The organism is Paraburkholderia sp. EB58 (genome assembly GCF_050436665.1).
Lineage (GTDB): Bacteria > Pseudomonadota > Gammaproteobacteria > Burkholderiales > Burkholderiaceae > Paraburkholderia.
Genome location: NZ_JBNDMQ010000028.1, coordinates 73,686 through 88,589, shown reverse-complemented (window position 1 = coordinate 88,589; position 14,904 = coordinate 73,686). Strand labels below are relative to the sequence as shown.

Annotated in this window: 13 protein-coding genes and 1 other RNA gene; 4 read left to right on the top strand and 10 right to left on the bottom strand. The window is 63.8% G+C overall.

Translation table 11 applies throughout. The features are described 5' to 3' along the window. The first annotated feature begins 30 nt into the window (after positions 1–30). Positions 31–879, top strand: coding sequence for an endonuclease/exonuclease/phosphatase family protein (locus tag P3T40_RS31835; protein WP_429271690.1), 849 nt, complete (start codon positions 31–33; stop codon positions 877–879). Positions 880–933: 54 nt separating this feature from the next. Here P3T40_RS31835 and P3T40_RS31830 read toward each other — a convergent pair whose 3' ends face one another. From P3T40_RS31830 to surE, 5 genes are read right to left on the bottom strand one after another with little or no spacing between them, the layout of a single operon-like run. Then, positions 934–1,710: a 3'-5' exonuclease gene (locus tag P3T40_RS31830; RefSeq protein ID WP_429271689.1), complete on the bottom strand. Its 777-nt coding sequence runs from the start codon at positions 1,708–1,710 to the stop codon at positions 934–936. A 4-nt stretch (positions 1,711–1,714) separates the two neighbouring features. Beyond that, positions 1,715–2,809, bottom strand: coding sequence for an RNA polymerase sigma factor RpoS (gene rpoS, locus P3T40_RS31825; RefSeq protein ID WP_429271688.1), 1,095 nt, complete (start codon positions 2,807–2,809; stop codon positions 1,715–1,717). Between the two features lie 11 nt (positions 2,810–2,820). Continuing rightward, positions 2,821–3,756 carry a peptidoglycan DD-metalloendopeptidase family protein gene (locus tag P3T40_RS31820; protein WP_429271687.1) on the bottom strand — a complete coding sequence of 312 codons (936 nt, stop codon included), beginning with the start codon at positions 3,754–3,756 and terminating at the stop codon, positions 2,821–2,823. Positions 3,757–3,761: 5 nt separating this feature from the next. Beyond that, complete coding sequence (locus P3T40_RS31815; RefSeq protein WP_429271686.1) at positions 3,762–4,889, bottom strand: protein-L-isoaspartate(D-aspartate) O-methyltransferase; 1,128 nt, start codon at positions 4,887–4,889, stop codon at positions 3,762–3,764. After that, positions 4,886–5,644, bottom strand: a complete 759-nt coding sequence (gene surE / locus P3T40_RS31810) for a 5'/3'-nucleotidase SurE (protein ID WP_429271685.1) — start codon at positions 5,642–5,644, stop codon at positions 4,886–4,888. Before surE ends, P3T40_RS31815 begins: the two co-directional genes overlap by 4 nt. A 149-nt stretch (positions 5,645–5,793) precedes the next feature. Between surE and P3T40_RS31805 the strand changes: the two genes are divergently transcribed. Next, positions 5,794–6,768 (top strand): NADPH:quinone oxidoreductase family protein, encoded by a 975-nt coding sequence (locus P3T40_RS31805; RefSeq protein WP_429271684.1) that lies wholly within the window; start codon positions 5,794–5,796, stop codon positions 6,766–6,768. Positions 6,769–6,984: 216 nt separating this feature from the next. Here P3T40_RS31805 and P3T40_RS31800 read toward each other — a convergent pair whose 3' ends face one another. From P3T40_RS31800 to ffs, 5 genes are all read right to left on the bottom strand, one after another. Continuing rightward, on the bottom strand, positions 6,985–8,208 hold the full coding sequence (locus P3T40_RS31800; RefSeq protein WP_429271683.1) for a CaiB/BaiF CoA transferase family protein: 1,224 nt from the start codon (positions 8,206–8,208) through the stop codon (positions 6,985–6,987). 162 nt (positions 8,209–8,370) lie between these two features. Then, complete coding sequence (gene recR / locus P3T40_RS31795; RefSeq protein WP_429271682.1) at positions 8,371–8,967, bottom strand: recombination mediator RecR; 597 nt, start codon at positions 8,965–8,967, stop codon at positions 8,371–8,373. Positions 8,968–9,162: 195 nt separating this feature from the next. Then, positions 9,163–9,489, bottom strand: a complete 327-nt coding sequence (locus P3T40_RS31790) for a YbaB/EbfC family nucleoid-associated protein (protein WP_074298518.1) — start codon at positions 9,487–9,489, stop codon at positions 9,163–9,165. A gap of 60 nt (positions 9,490–9,549) precedes the next feature. Further along, the gene (locus tag P3T40_RS31785) at positions 9,550–12,213 is read right to left on the bottom strand and encodes a DNA polymerase III subunit gamma/tau (protein ID WP_429271681.1); all 2,664 of its coding nucleotides are present in this window, start codon (positions 12,211–12,213) and stop codon (positions 9,550–9,552) included. Positions 12,214–12,457: 244 nt separating this feature from the next. After that, positions 12,458–12,556, bottom strand: an RNA gene (ffs, locus tag P3T40_RS31780) — signal recognition particle sRNA small type. A gap of 376 nt (positions 12,557–12,932) precedes the next feature. Between ffs and trxA the strand changes: the two genes are divergently transcribed. Together trxA and rho are read left to right on the top strand one after the other, a co-directional pair. After that, the gene (gene trxA / locus P3T40_RS31775; RefSeq protein WP_006048864.1) at positions 12,933–13,259 is read left to right on the top strand and encodes a thioredoxin TrxA; all 327 of its coding nucleotides are present in this window, start codon (positions 12,933–12,935) and stop codon (positions 13,257–13,259) included. Positions 13,260–13,483: 224 nt separating this feature from the next. Next, positions 13,484–14,752: a transcription termination factor Rho gene (rho, locus tag P3T40_RS31770; RefSeq protein WP_074298516.1), complete on the top strand. Its 1,269-nt coding sequence runs from the start codon at positions 13,484–13,486 to the stop codon at positions 14,750–14,752. Positions 14,753–14,904 lie beyond the last annotated feature (152 nt).

The window sequence follows — 14,904 nt, the reverse complement described above, 5'->3', positions numbered from 1 at the left end:
CGAACCACAACCGGCGACGGAGATTTGACGATGCGACTGATCAACTGGAATGTCCAGTGGGGACGCAACGCGGTGGGCGACGTGGGCCTCGCGCGCACGCTCGACGAAGCGCGCCGGCTTGGCGATTTCGACGTCCTGTGCCTGCAGGAAGTCACGCGTGGCTTCGGCACGCTGCCGGGGCATCCGGGCGAGGACCAGTTCGCCGAACTCGCGGCGGCGCTGCCCGGCTTTACCGTGCTCGAAGCCATTGGCGCAGATTTGCCGGCGCATGGCGCGCGCCGGCGGCAATTCGGCAATGCGCTGGCGACGCGTCTGCCGGTCGAACGCGTGACGCGGCACGCGCTGCCGTGGCCCGCCGATCCGGCAGCACCGTCGATGCAGCGCGCCGCGCTGGAAGCGGTACTGCGCGCCCCTGGCGGCCCGCTACGGGTCATCGTGACGCATCTGGAGTTCTATTCGCTGCCGCAGCGGCTTGCGCAGGTAGACGCGCTGCGCGCACTGCAACAGGAGGCGGCAGGCCACGCGGCCCGTCCCGCGAAGGCGGAAAACCCCGACGGGCCGTTTGCTGAGACCGCGCGACCGGTCAGCGCGATTATCTGCGGCGATTTCAATAGCGCGTTCCGCAGCGATGCCTACCGGCGCATGCTGGAGCCGCTGGCGGGCAGCCCTGCCTTCATCGACGCGTGGACGACGCTCCATCCGGGCGCCACGCCGCCGCCGACCGCCGGAGTCTACGACACGGTGCAGTGGTCGTCAGGGCCGCTCACCTGCGATTTCGTGTTCGTGACCGAGGATTTGCGGGACCGGTTGCGCCGCTGCGAGATCGACGGTGCGACAAACGCGTCGGATCATCAGCCGATCCTGCTGGAACTGGACTAACGAAGGAGTCGCGGGGCAACCGGTCGCCCCGCGAAGGGTCGCCCCGCGAAACGCCTAGTTATCGAACGCCGCCAGATACTCAGCCCAATGCGGGGAAGGCTCTTGAGCCAGCGCGCTTTTCACCAGCGCGATTTCGTCTGCGTATTCCTCAGGCGAAAAACCGCCGCGCATCAACTGGAAGCGGCAATACAGCAGATACGTGTTGACGACATCCGTCTCACAGTAATTGCGGATCTGCTCGATCTGCCCGTCCTGGAACGCATGCCACACCTGCCCGCCGTCCATGCCGAGCTTGCCGGGGAAGCCGCATAGTTTGGCGAGCGCATCAAGCGGCGCGTTGGCGCGCGCCTGATACATGGCCAGCACGTCCATCAGATCGGTGTGGCGCGCGTGGTAGCGGCTGATGTAGTTGTTCCATTTGAACTCGCGGTCGTCCTCGCCCAGATCCCAGAAGCGGTTCGCCGGAATCCCGTTGACCAGCGCCCGGTAGTTCAGCACCGGCAGATCGAAACCGCCGCCGTTCCACGACACCAGCTGCGGCGTGTATTTCTCGATCACCCGGTAGAACGACTGTACCAACGCCGCTTCCCCGTCCTCCAGCGTGCCGAGCGAGCGCACGCGAAAGCCGTTGTTGTCGCGAAACACACAGGAGATCGCCGCAATCCGTTGCAGGTGGTGCGGCAGGAAATCGCTGCCGGTCTTTTCACGGCGCGCGGCAAAAGCATGCTCAGCAACTTCGGCGTCGCTGAGCGTGGCGGGCAAATCTTCGAGGCGGCGAATGCCGGCGACATCGGGAATCGTCTCGATGTCGAAAACAAGAATCGGTGTCATCGGCTTATAAAACGGCGTCCTTACGTACACCGTTGGAGGCAAAGAAGCGCTTCAGGCGGACTAGCGCTTCCTGCTGGATCTGGCGCACACGCTCGCGCGTGAGGCCCATTTCGTCGGCCAGCTCTTCGAGCGTGGCCGGCTCGATATGATTGAGGCCGAAGCGGCGCTCGATCACGTGACGATGCTTGTCGGACAGACGTGCGAGCCACGCGCGCGTCAGCGTCTCAAGCTCGCGGTGCTGCACCTCAGCATCCGGCGACTGGCTCTGGTCGTCGGACAGCAGATCGAGCAGGCTGCTCGCCGGATCGAGATCGAGCGGCGCGTCAAGCGACGCCGTGTGCTCGTTCAGCGCGAGGATATCGGTGACTTCGTCGGTGGTCTTGCCGGTCAGATACGCGATGTCGTCGATGCTGGCGTCGCGGCGGTCGGCCGCCTCGCCGGAATTCATCGAGTTCTTCTCCAGATGGCGCTTCGCGCGCAGCACCTGGTTGAGCTCGCGAATCACGTGCACCGGCAGACGCACGGTGCGCGCCTGATTCATGATCGCGCGCTCGATGCTCTGACGGATCCACCAGGTGGCATACGTGGAAAAACGGAAGCCGCGCGTAGGATCGAACTTCTCGATGGCGTGCATCAGGCCGAGGTTGCCCTCTTCGATCAGATCGAGCAGCGGCACGCCGCGGTTCAGATAGCCTTTCGCGATACTGACGACGAGTCGCAGATTGCGCTCGATCATCACCTGGCGGGCTTCGAACTCCCCTGCCTTCGCAAGCCGCGAGTAGCGCTGTTCTTCCTCCACCGTCAACAGCGGTTTCACGCTGATGCGATTGAGGTAGTGCTGGATCGTGTCAGCCGTGAGTTCGGCCTGCAGCAGCGCGCGGAAATCATCGGCGTCGGGCGCGGCGTCGCTCGCGCTTTCGCGCGTTTCGCCGGCCTCCTCTGCACCGCTTTGGCGCTCGTCGAGATCGCGTGCGTTATCGAGATCGTCAACGCTGTCGTCTTCGACCTCCGAAGCACCGCCGTCCTCCACCGTAACATGCGTGGCACGACTGATCTTCTCAGACTCGGCTTGCGGCGGGCGGCGCTTCGATTTCGGCATGGTCGTATCGCTTATTGCGGCGGCAAATACTTCAGTGGGTCGACAGGCTTACCCTGTCGGCGAACTTCGAAATGCAACATCACACGGTCCGAATCGCTATTGCCCATTTCGGCGATCTTCTGCCCCTTGGTCACCGCGTCTCCCTCTTTTACCATCAAAGCGCGGTTGTGTGCATACGCCGTAAGATAAGTTGCATCATGCTTGATGATAATGAGATTGCCGTATCCGCGCAGCCCATTTCCAGCATAAACGACGCGTCCATCCGCAGACGCTTTTACGGGATCGCCGGCAGCCCCGCCAATATTGACGCCCTTGTTAGTCGAGTCGTCAAACGTGCCGAGGATCGGACCGCGCACCGGCCAGGCAAACGCGATGTTGCCGGCCGCCGCCGCGCTCGTATCGCTCGCGCCGGTTTGCGGCGGAATTGAGGTGGCGGTCGAACCCGCACCGTAGACCGGTGGCACCGACGCGAGGCCTGCCGTTCCGCCCGGGCCCGGAGCCGGAGCCGGCGTACCGCCGAGCGGCGCCGTCTGCACACCGCCGCCAACCACCGGCGAGGTGGCCACACCCGGCGTGATCGCCGCGAGGTTCGCGCCCGGCGGCGCCACACGCAGCAACTGATCGACTTCGATCTGGTTCGGGTTGCTCAGGTTGTTCCACGTCGCGATGTCGCGATAATTCTGACCGTTCTCCAAGGCGATCCGGTACAGCGTGTCGCCCGGCTTCACCCGGTAATAACCCGGAGGCGGCGGACCCAGCGGCACAGGCGCAGCCGCTGCCTGCGCCGACTGGGTACCGAGGTCGCCCGAGCGATCGACGACGGGCGCGTTATCGAGCCGTGTCGCACAGGCCGCCAACAGGGAGAGCGCGACCACGCACACGCTACGCTGGGCTACGGTCAGGTGGACATTCAGGCTGGTTCTTTGCATCGCGCGCAACATACTCATCGGTGTCAAATCACTCCGGATTTTAAGGGTACAAAGAAAACGCGATCAAGCCGCGACTCGCGCCATTGCGCAGGCCCCGTCCGCTCGACGAGCGTGAGCACCTGCTGCGTCTGACCGTCCTGCGTGCCGACTGGCGCGACGAGCCGGCCGCCGATCGCGAGCTGCTCGAGCAGGGCCTGCGGTATATCAAGCCCTGCAGCGGCGATCACGATCGCGTCGAACGGCGCGACTGCTGGCAAACCGATGCGGCCATCACCGTAGTGCAGCCGGATGTTCGGAATGCGCAGCGGACGCAAGTTTGTCTTGGCACGCTCGTATAGCGGTTTGATGCGTTCAATCGAATAAACATCGCGTGCGACCTGGCTCAGCACTGCAGCCTGATAACCGCAGCCCGTGCCGATCTCCAGCACGTTCGTGAGGGTTCGCCCGGCAGCGGCCAGCTCGATCATCCGCGCGACCACGGAAGGCTTGGAGATGGTCTGGTGATGGCCGATCGGCAGAGCCGCGTCCTCGTAAGCCTGAGTGGCGAGCCCCGGGTCCACGAACATATGGCGCGGCACCACCGACATCGCATGAATCACGCGCTGATCGCTGATGCCGTTTGCCCGCAGGCGTTCGACCATGCGTTCGCGAACCCGTTCCGAAGTCAGCGCATGGGCGCTCGTCAACGCCACATTCGGAGCGGCACTGCGTTCGGCGGGCTTGGCGCTCGGGCGCGGCGCGACAGGCTTGGGCCCAGGCCGGTTGGCGAGCGAGTTTGCCAGCGTGGTGTTCAGTTTGGTGACAGCGGGTGCGGCCGGCTTGACCACAGCTTTGACTGCAGGCTTGGTCACGGGTGTAGCCGCAGGCTTGGGCACGGGCTTGGCCGCGAGTGTAGGCGAAGGCTTGACCACCGGTTTAGTCACGGCTGTAGCCAAAGCAGGCGCCGACGCTTTGGCCGGTTGGTGCGCAGTACGGTTGCCGACGGTCTCCCCGCGCGCAGGCGTCTTCGCTCGCGCACCGGCCGCGCGGGCCTCGGTCGCAGCGGCGAGGTTCGCCGCGCGCACCTCACCGGGGCGTCCTTCGGGCCGGCGTGGCTCGCGCTTCAGATCCTCGAGGCCAAGCGGAAAGCGCTTTGCGCGCTCGCTGGTCATGAAGCGCCGCTCCCGGCGCGTAGCCAGTCGCGTGCCGCGGGCAACATGTCGGTGTGGGTCAGATCGAGTTGCAGCGGTGTGATCGACACCTGACCGTTGGCGACGGCGTGGAAGTCGGTGCCCTCGCTCGCGTCGCGCGCGCTACCCGACGGGCCAATCCAGTAGATCGGTTCGCCGCGCGGGTTAGTCTGGCGGATCACCGGCTGCGACGGGTGCCGCTTGCCGAGACGGGTGATGCGCCAGTCGCCCAGTTGCTCGTAAGGCAGGTTGGGAATATTGACGTTCAGCAACGGATTTCCGGGCAGCGGATGCTCGAGGTAGTGGGCGACGATTTCCGCGGCAACGCGCGTGGCGGCATCGAGATGGCCCCAATCCTTGTCGACCAGCGAAAACGCGATTGCCGGGACGCCGAACATGATGCCCTCGGTGGCCGCGGCGACCGTGCCCGAATACAGCGTGTCCTCTCCCATGTTCTGACCGTTGTTGATGCCGGACACCACCAGATCGGGCGTGTGGTCGAGCATGCCGGTCAGGGCAATGTGCACGGAATCGGTCGGCGTGCCGTTCACGTAATAAAAACCCGTCGACGAGCGCAGCACCGACAACGGCCGCGACAACGTCAAGGAGTTCGACGCGCCGCTGCAGTTCTGTTCGGGTGCCATCACAGTAACATCGGCGAATGCCTGCAGCGCTTCGTAAAGCGCAGCAAGGCCTGGCGCCAGATAACCGTCGTCGTTGCTGAGTAGGATTCGCATGCGGCGATTGTAACCGAGGAAAGAAGACGCGCGAACGACACGCCGGGCATCGTGCATGCTGCGCGTTGGGCGTGATAAAAACGCACGGTCGTTCGACTTGTTTTACACTTCAGAATACTGTGGTGAACCCCGATTGAAATGGAGGCACGATGCGCGCGATTCGCTGTAATCAATATGGACCGCCGGAGAGCCTGGCGATCGAAGAGTTGCCCGACCTCACGCCACAAGCCGGCGAGGTGGTAATCGATGTCAAGGCGGCGAGCGTCAATTTTCCCGACGTGTTGATCATCCAGAATAAATATCAGTTCAAGCCACCGCTGCCCTTTACGCCGGGCTCGGAAGTGGCCGGCATCGTACGTTCGGTTGGTGCCGGCGTGACGCAGTTTCAGCCGGGCTCGCGGGTGGTCGCGTTCACCGGCCAGGGCGGCTTCGCGGAGCAAGCCGTGGCGCCAGCGGCCGCCTGCGTGCCGCTTGCCGAAGGCATCGACTTCGCCGTGGCGGCGGCCTTCACGCTTGCCTATGGGACGTCGCACCATGCGGTGGTTGATCGCGCAGCATTAAAAGCGGGCGAAACGATGCTCGTGCTGGGCGCGGCCGGCGGCGTCGGTCTGGCCGCGGTGGAGATCGGCAAAGCGCTTGGCGCGCGGGTGATTGCGGCTGCCTCTTCGGACGAAAAGCTCGCCATCTGTGTGAAGCACGGCGCGGATGCGACGATCAACTACGGCACCGAAGACCTGCGCGAGCGCATCAAGGCGCTCACCGACGGCAAAGGGCCGGACGTGATCTACGACCCGGTCGGCGGGATCTATGCGGAACCGGCGTTCCGCAGTATCGGCTGGCGCGGCCGTTATCTGGTGGTGGGTTTCGCGAACGGTGAGATCCCTAAGTTACCGCTGAACCTCGCGCTGCTAAAAGGCGCCAGTCTCGTCGGCGTGTTCTGGGGCGACTTTGCGAAGCGCGAGCCGCAGCACAACGCCGCGGCGTTCAAACAAATGACGGGGTGGATCGGCGAAGGCAAGCTACGCCCCTACGTTTCCGCGCACTACCCGCTCGGGGAAACCGGGCGAGCGCTACGCGAGATGGCCGAGCGCCGTGTGGTGGGTAAGATCGTGATTACGCCGTAGCCCGGCCGGCCGGCTGGCGTGGCGAAAACGGACATACGGCCTGCAGTCGCTCGACGGCACGCCGTTTTGGATTGGCCTGCGGGCCCTGAGGTGGCAGTCCAGGCGGGACAATGTAGTCCGCCACCCGACAGGCCCTCGCCAAAAGAGTCGCCCACGGCACGCGACCAACTGTGTGCTACTCGCACCGCCTGGGCACGCGACTGAGCGGGCCAGCGCTCACACCACCTGTTGCGCGTGCAATGCGGCAATCTGCTGCGCGTCGTAGCCGAGCGAGCTCAAAACTTCATCCGTGTGTTCGCCCAACTCCGGACCCAGCCAGCGCGTTTCGCCGGGCGTCTCCGAGAGCTTCGGCGTGACCGAAGGCAAGGTGATTTCCTTGCCGTCCTGCCATTTGAAGCGTTGGATCATCTGACGCGCCATGAATTGCGGATCGGTGAACATATCCGCGACGCTGTAAATGCGGCCAACCGGGACATCCGCGGCGTTCAGCACCTCGAGCGCCTCGTCGATCGTCCGCGTCGCGAGCCACGCGGCAATCGCGCCGTCGATTTCCTGCGTGCGCGGCACGCGGCCGTCGTTGTGCGCGAGCGCGGGATCGTTGGCGAGGTCTTCTCGCTCGATCGCGAGCATCAGACGCTTGAAGATCGGATCGCTATTGCCGCCGATCACGATGCTGCCGTCGCGGCATGGATAGGTGTTCGAGGGCACGATGCCCGGCAGCGACGCGCCCGTGCGCTCACGCACCATGCCGTAGACGCCGTACTCGGGCACCACACTCTCCATCATGTTGAAGACCGCTTCGTAAAGGGCGACGTCGACCACCTGCCCTTTGCCGCCGTTCACCTGCTTGTGATGCAGCGCCATCAACGCGCCGATCACGCCGTGCAGCGCGGCAATCGAATCGCCGATCGAGATGCCGATGCGCGGCGGCGGCAAATCCGGATAACCGGTGATATGACGCAGGCCGCCCATTGATTCGGCAATCGCACCAAACCCGGGCCGGTCGCGATACGGCCCGGTCTGGCCGTAGCCGGACAGGCGCACCATCACGAGACCGGGATTCTCGGCAGACAGAACGTCGTAGTCAAGGCCGAGCTTTTCGAGCAGACCCGGGCGGAAATTTTCGACCACGATATCCGCTTCTTTCGCCAGACGCCGCACGATCTCCTTGCCCTCTTCGGCCTTCAGGTTGATCGTCACGGATTTCTTGTTGCGCGCCTGGACGGCCCACCATAGCGAGGTGCCACCAACTTCCGGATACAGCTTGCGCCATTTGCGCAGCGGATCGCCGCCCTTGGGGTCTTCAATCTTGATCACTTCCGCGCCGAACTCGCCGAGAAAGCGCGCGGCGAACGGGCCGGCGATCAGCGTGCCAAGTTCGAGCACCTTCACGCCCGCAAGCGGGCCGGTGGGACGTGTCGCGTCAGGGGTTGCGCTCATGGTCTCCTGTCCTCATGGTGGGCGAAGCGCGCACTGGCCGGTGGCTGTGGATGCTGCGCGTGCGCGCCGAGTCTGGCTATTGCGGCGGTTCCAGCGGTTCCAGCGGCTTTACCGGCGCTTGCGGGACTGCCGGCCTCGCCGCAGCCTCAGCATGGCGCCGCGCTAAAGCGAGCGCCGGTCGAGCATCGCGCGGGCAATCGTGCCGGCGTCGACATACTCGAGCTCACCGCCCACCGGCACGCCGCGCGCGAGACGCGTGACGGCCAGACCGCGAGCCTTGAGCGTCTGCCCGAGGTAATGCGCGGTGGCTTCGCCTTCGTTGGTGAAATTGGTCGCGAGCACGACCTCCTTGACGATGCCATCCGAGGCCCGCTTGACGAGCCGATCGAAATGGATCTCCTTCGGACCGATGCCGTCGAGCGGACTTAGGCGGCCCATCAGCACGAAATAGAGCCCGCGATAGGTCATCGTTTGTTCGAGCATGATCTGGTCGGCAGGCGTCTCGACGACGCACAGCAGCGCCGGATCGCGTTCCGCATCGCTACACACTTCGCAGATCTGCGCTTCGGTAAAGGTATTGCACTTCTCGCAGTGCTGCAGATGCTCGGTGGCAAACAGCAACGAATGGCCGAGCTTTTCCGCGCCCTCGCGGTCGTGCTGCATCAGGTGATACGCCATGCGCTGCGCGGATTTGGGCCCGACACCGGGCAGCGCGCGCAGCGCTTCGACGAGCGCCGATAAGGCGGAAGGTTGTTTCATGCGGAATCGGCGGCGTCGAAATGGGTATGGTGTTACGGTCTGGAGGCGGTCAGATCACACGGCGAACCGGCAGGCGGGCGCGACGCTCGAGAGCGTTACACCGGGTTGCCGTGCGGCTTTGCAGGAGGCGAGCGCTATTGACCGCCCCCTGCCCGCGGCGACCTATCCAGCCGGGTGTCTGACCGATGAGAACGATCAGAACGGCAGCTTGAATCCCGGCGGCAGCGGCAGGCCCGAGGTCATCCCGCCCATCTTTTCCTGCGCGGTGGCTTCGGCCTTGCGCACGGCGTCGTTGAATGCAGCGGCGACGAGGTCTTCCAGCATGTCCTTGTCGTCGGCGAGCAGGCTCGGATCGATCGACACGCGGCGCACGTCGTTCTTGCAGGTCATCGTCACCTTGACGAGACCCGCACCCGACTGCCCCTCGACTTCGATCTGCGCGAGCTGGTCCTGCATCTTCTTCATGTTTTCCTGCATCTGCTGGGCTTGCTTCATCAGCCCGGCGAGTTGGCCTTTCATCATGGACGTGCTCCTTCTTGATAGCGTGAAATTTGGGGGTATGGCGCTATGATGCGCCGCAAGTTAATGAGTGGTGGAGGCGCTGCCGGCGGCGTCGGGTGCGATCGGCTTGATGGAGCCGGGCACGATGCTCGCGCCGAACTCGCGGATCAGCGATTGCACGAACGGATCGGAGCCAATCTCGCGCTCTGCTTCCTTCTGGCGCTGCGCGCGGGCAGCCGCGTCGAATGCAGCGGCCGTGCGGCGCGCCGGACCCACTTCAACCAGCACGTCGACCTCCTTGCCGAGCCGTTCGGCCAGTGCGATCTTGAGCTTGGCGACCTGCGAGGCTTCAGCATACTGCGGGACCGGTACATTGAGCTTGAGCGTGGCGCCTTCGAGCGCCATCAGTTCGCTGTTGAAGGCGAGCTGGTAGGAAATGCCTTTGAGCGGCAGGCCCACGGCGAGCGCCGGCCAATCGCCGTTGAAGCCGATGGCATCGAGCGGCACGGCTGGCGGCAACGGACGCGTGTCGACAGGCGCCGGAGCGGGCGCGGCAACCGGGACGCGCACGTCGTCGGGGCCCGCGTCGAACACGGGCATGTAGCCGTCGTCGGGCGGCCCGAAATAATCGTCTTCGGCCGAGAGCGGTACAAAGTCGTCAGGCGGCATGTCGTCCCACGGCGGCACAGACGAAGCGCCCTGCCCGCCGCTGCGCGCAGCGGGCGACGGGCTACCGCGCGCGGCTACGGTTTCCTGGGCGCGGCGCGGTGCACCGGGCGTAGGCACCGGGACGTTCACGCGAGGCGCGGCCGGCTTCGGCGGCGCTGCGGGCGCGGGTTTGCCCGCGGCGGCCGCTGCCGTCGCGCGGTCGCGATCCGATGACACTTTCAGGCCAGCGCTGCGCAATACGTCGAGCGCGGCGCTGGCGCCACCTGCGCGGCGCGGCGCAGCGTCGGCGGGGATATCGTCCTGCGTGCCAGGTATTGCTGCGGGCGCGGCCTGGGCGGTCGGTCCCGCTGCCGCTGTTGTGGCCGATAGAGCCGCCATCGCTTGTGGGGCCGCTGCAGCTGGTGACGCTGTAGGCGCCGGCTCTGATGCCGCTTCCGGCGAGTCCGTAGCCGGATCGGCGGGAGCCATGGCCGTGGGAGCCGCCGGCGTGACGCCGACGCTTCGGTTTGGACTAGCGGCGGGGTTCGCAGCGAGCGCTGCGGCCGGAACCGGAGTCGTGTCGCGATCAGCAATGGCGGGCTCGCCGCCCTCTGCCGCGGAGGCAACGGCGGCAGTCTCCACTATTGGCGCCGGCGCACTATCCGCATGCGAGAGCCCGGCAACCTTGGCAGCGCCTTGAACAGCCGCGTGACCAACTACCTGCTCTGCTTCCTGAACTCGCTCCGGTTCCAGAGCGGGTGCGGAGCGCGCCGCCGAATCAATTTCCGCACGAGGCGCTTCGGATTGAGCGCGCCGAACCGGCCCGCCAACAGCGTCACCGCTGAGCGCAGCTTCCACTGGCGCTGCCGACGGCGTCACCGCAATCGCCCGCGCAGGCTCCGCATGCGCCTGCGACGCAGCCACAGCCGGCGTGCCGCTACGCTTCACCCCGCCGGCACCCGAGGCTCCAGCCGGCCGCGCCGTCGTCGGCGCAGCCCCGCCGCCGCCAGTCGGCGCCGGCTCAAACGCCAGCATGCGCAGCAGGGTCATCGTGAAGCCGGCGTATTCGTCGGGCGCGAGACCGAGCTCGCTACGGCCAATGGTTGCAATCTGATAAAACAACTGCACCTGCTCCGCGCTCAACGCATCGGCGAAGCGGCGCAGATCCGTCGCTTCTGGCCACTCATCGAGCACCGACGACGGTGCAAACTGCGCCCAGGCAATCCGGTGCAACAGGCTGGCCAGATCCTGCAGCGCTGTCGAAAACGACAGGCTGCGCAGCGACATCTCATCGGCCACTGCCAGCACCGCCGGGCCATCGCCGTCGGCGAGCGCGTCGAGCAGACGGATCAGGTAACTCTGGTCGAGCGCGCCGAGCATGCCGCGCACCGCTTCCTCGGTGACCTGGTTTGCCGAATAGGCAATCGCCTGATCCGTGAGCGACAGCGCATCGCGCATCGAGCCGTCCGCCGCGCGCGCCAGCAAGCGCAACGCCTGGGCGTCGTACGGCACGTGCTCTTCGCCGAGGATGTGTTCCAGATGCGACACGATATGGCCGGCCGGCATCTGCTTCAGATTGAATTGCAAACAGCGTGACAGGACCGTGACCGGAATCTTCTGCGGATCGGTAGTCGCAAGGATGAACTTGACGTGCGGCGGCGGTTCTTCCAACGTTTTCAACATGGCGTTGAATGCGTGGTTCGTCAGCATGTGCACTTCGTCGATCATATAGACCTTGAAGCGCGCATCCACCGGCGCATACACCGCACGCTCCAGCAGTGCGGCCATTTCATCGACGCCGCGATTACTCGCCGCATCCATTTCCACATAGTCGACAAAGCGCCCCTCGTCGATCTCCCGGCACGCGCGGCATACACCACACGGTGTCGAGGTCACGCCGGTTTCGCAATTGAGCGCCTTGGCGAAGATGCGCGAGAGCGTCGTCTTGCCGACGCCGCGGGTTCCGGTGAACAGATAGGCGTGGTGCAGACGCCCGCCGTCCAGCGCGTGCGTGAGCGCGCGCACCACGTGCTCCTGTCCGACGAGCGAAGCGAAATCCTTCGGTCGCCATTTGCGTGCGAGAACTTGATAGGTCATCGGGAAATTGTATCAGTAACGATAGCGCGCAAAGCCGATTCGACCACGTACGGATACGCGCCGTCGCCTCATTGAAAATGGCTAGCGAACCGATAGAAAAAAATAGTGGGATGCGAGAGCGACGAACCGGGAGACTGACAACCGGCGGGCGAACAACTGAGACGCGAAAAAACCGCGAAGAACCGACTGAAAAACGCTTGCGGAAACCGTTGCTGCAACTAGGTAGCAACAACGAAAAAATGAAGGTGACGAGCCCGACCCTCGGCACTGGTGGAAAACGGCTGTGGCTGCTTCGTTCCCGACCTGACCAGGTTGACCGCCCCTCCATGCGAGGAGGCCCGTCACGAAAGATTCTACCATCGGTCGGCAAGCCGCGCGACTGTAAATGCGAACAAAGTTAGATAGATGCCGACTTGTCTTCACGCTCCCAACCACCAGATACGGTGTGTAACAGAACATGGCACCCCTACCGGCAGGCCTTGGCCCTACTGCCTGTATGAGTACTATCACCACCGGCAACGCATAGCAATTTAGGCTAAACTGACGTACGAATGTCCCGTAAAGCCGAGCATTCTGTGCATTCGGGAGCGCTTCGAGAGGATCGCCCGTGAGTGTTCCAGCGCGGCTCCCTTTGCGGCAACGCGAACGAAAGTTTTCTTAGTTTGGTGTATCGTGGCGAGCAATCCAGGCGGGCCTCGATCCGAAAGAGGTATTCATATATGAGCGAACAAATCAAGCATATCAGCGACGCATCGTTCGAACAGGACGTCGTTAAATCCGACAAACCCGTGCTGCTCGACTTCTGGGCCGAATGGTGCGGCCCGTGCAAGATGATTGCACCGATCCTCGACGAGGTCGCGAAGGACTACGCTGACCGCCTGCAGATCGCCAAGATCAACGTGGACGAGCATCAGTCCACGCCGGTGAAGTTTGGCGTGCGCGGCATCCCCACGCTCATCCTTTTCAAGAACGGCGCAGTCGCGGCGCAGAAGGTCGGCGCCCTGTCGAAGTCGCAACTCACCGCGTTCCTCGACGGCAACCTGTAATTCGCCGCTGTAACTCATGCGCGCGCCTGCGCGCTTATGTGTGCGTGTTGTCAGCCGACAACACGCACAACAATAAGATGCTGTGACGCCACGCCGGCTGAAATTGGCGTGTGCTATGCTAGAATCCGCAAAACGTCGAAAAGACGCTTAAGTCCCTGAGCGGTTCCGCTCACTCTCCTCCCAGATTTCATTTCAGGTCGCACCTTCTCCTGCGGGTTCTCCGTATGCATTTATCCGAGCTTAAGACTCTGCACGTTTCCGAATTGATCGAGATGGCCAATGGCCTCGAGATCGAAAGTGCGAACCGCCTGCGTAAGCAGGAATTGATGTTCGCCATTCTTAAAAAGCGCGCCAAGACTGGCGAAACAATTTTCGGCGACGGCACGCTCGAGGTGCTGCCTGACGGCTTCGGCTTCCTGCGCTCGCCGGAAACCTCGTATCTGGCCAGCACGGACGATATTTATATCAGCCCGTCGCAAATCCGCCGCTTCAACCTGCATACCGGCGACACGATCGAAGGTGAAGTCCGCACGCCGAAAGACGGCGAGCGCTATTTCGCACTGGTGAAGGTGGACAAGGTCAACGGCCAGCCGCCGGAAGCCTCGAAGCACAAGATCATGTTCGAGAACCTGACGCCGCTGCACCCGAACAAGGTGCTGCTGCTCGAACGTGAAATGCGTGGCGAAGAAAACGTCACGGGCCGGATCATCGACATGATCGCGCCGATCGGCAAGGGTCAGCGCGGCCTGCTGGTCGCTTCGCCGAAGTCCGGCAAGACCGTGATGCTTCAGCACATCGCCCACGCGATCAAGCAGAACCATCCGGATGTCATCCTGTTCGTGTTGCTGATCGACGAACGCCCGGAAGAAGTGACCGAAATGCAACGTTCGGTGGCGGGCGAAGTGATCGCCTCCACGTTCGACGAACCGGCTGCGCGTCACGTCCAGGTCGCCGAAATGGTGATCGAAAAGGCCAAGCGCCTCGTCGAAATGAAGAACGACGTCGTGATTCTGCTGGACTCGATCACGCGTCTCGCCCGCGCCTACAACACCGTCGTGCCGGCCTCGGGCAAGGTGCTCACGGGTGGTGTGGACGCCAACGCGCTGCAACGTCCGAAGCGCTTCTTCGGCGCGGCCCGTAACATCGAAGAAGGTGGCTCGCTCACCATCATCGGTACGGCGCTGATTGAAACCGGCAGCCGCATGGACGACGTCATCTACGAAGAGTTCAAGGGTACCGGCAACATGGAAGTGCACCTGGAGCGCCGTTTGGCTGAAAAGCGCGTCTATCCGTCGATCAACCTGAACAAGTCCGGCACGCGTCGCGAAGAACTGCTGATCAAGCCCGAGATCCTGCAAAAGATCTGGGTGCTGCGCAAATTCATCCACGACATGGACGAAGTCGAAGCCATGGAATTCCTGCTCGACAAGATCCGCCAGACGAAGAGCAACTCTGAGTTCTTCGACATGATGCGTCGCGGCGGCGGCAGTTAAAAGCCCGCAGTCCCAGCCGTTCGCATCACACAGAAAAGCCGCTCGCCGCAAACGAGCGGCTTTTTTTCGCCCGTTGAAAAGGCGCCTTGGGTTGCCAACATGTACGTGAACGTACACGTTGTACTATAATGCGACTAGTTCGACTTGCCTGC

What these genes read in the sequence shown, in the direction of transcription:
- surE (WP_429271685.1), bottom strand. Translation starts at nt 5,644, where the DNA reads ATGCGAATCCTACTCAGCAACGACGACGGTTATCTGGCGCCAGGCCTT.
- P3T40_RS31830 (WP_429271689.1), bottom strand. Translation starts at nt 1,710, where the DNA reads ATGACACCGATTCTTGTTTTCGACATCGAGACGATTCCCGATGTCGCC.
- P3T40_RS31785 (WP_429271681.1), bottom strand. Translation starts at nt 12,213, where the DNA reads ATGACCTATCAAGTTCTCGCACGCAAATGGCGACCGAAGGATTTCGCT.
- rho (WP_074298516.1), top strand. Translation starts at nt 13,484, where the DNA reads ATGCATTTATCCGAGCTTAAGACTCTGCACGTTTCCGAATTGATCGAG.
- recR (WP_429271682.1), bottom strand. Translation starts at nt 8,967, where the DNA reads ATGAAACAACCTTCCGCCTTATCGGCGCTCGTCGAAGCGCTGCGCGCG.
- P3T40_RS31835 (WP_429271690.1), top strand. Translation starts at nt 31, where the DNA reads ATGCGACTGATCAACTGGAATGTCCAGTGGGGACGCAACGCGGTGGGC.
- P3T40_RS31820 (WP_429271687.1), bottom strand. Translation starts at nt 3,756, where the DNA reads ATGAGTATGTTGCGCGCGATGCAAAGAACCAGCCTGAATGTCCACCTG.
- P3T40_RS31790 (WP_074298518.1), bottom strand. Translation starts at nt 9,489, where the DNA reads ATGATGAAAGGCCAACTCGCCGGGCTGATGAAGCAAGCCCAGCAGATG.
- P3T40_RS31805 (WP_429271684.1), top strand. Translation starts at nt 5,794, where the DNA reads ATGCGCGCGATTCGCTGTAATCAATATGGACCGCCGGAGAGCCTGGCG.
- rpoS (WP_429271688.1), bottom strand. Translation starts at nt 2,809, where the DNA reads ATGCCGAAATCGAAGCGCCGCCCGCCGCAAGCCGAGTCTGAGAAGATC.
- P3T40_RS31800 (WP_429271683.1), bottom strand. Translation starts at nt 8,208, where the DNA reads ATGAGCGCAACCCCTGACGCGACACGTCCCACCGGCCCGCTTGCGGGC.
- trxA (WP_006048864.1), top strand. Translation starts at nt 12,933, where the DNA reads ATGAGCGAACAAATCAAGCATATCAGCGACGCATCGTTCGAACAGGAC.
- P3T40_RS31815 (WP_429271686.1), bottom strand. Translation starts at nt 4,889, where the DNA reads ATGACCAGCGAGCGCGCAAAGCGCTTTCCGCTTGGCCTCGAGGATCTG.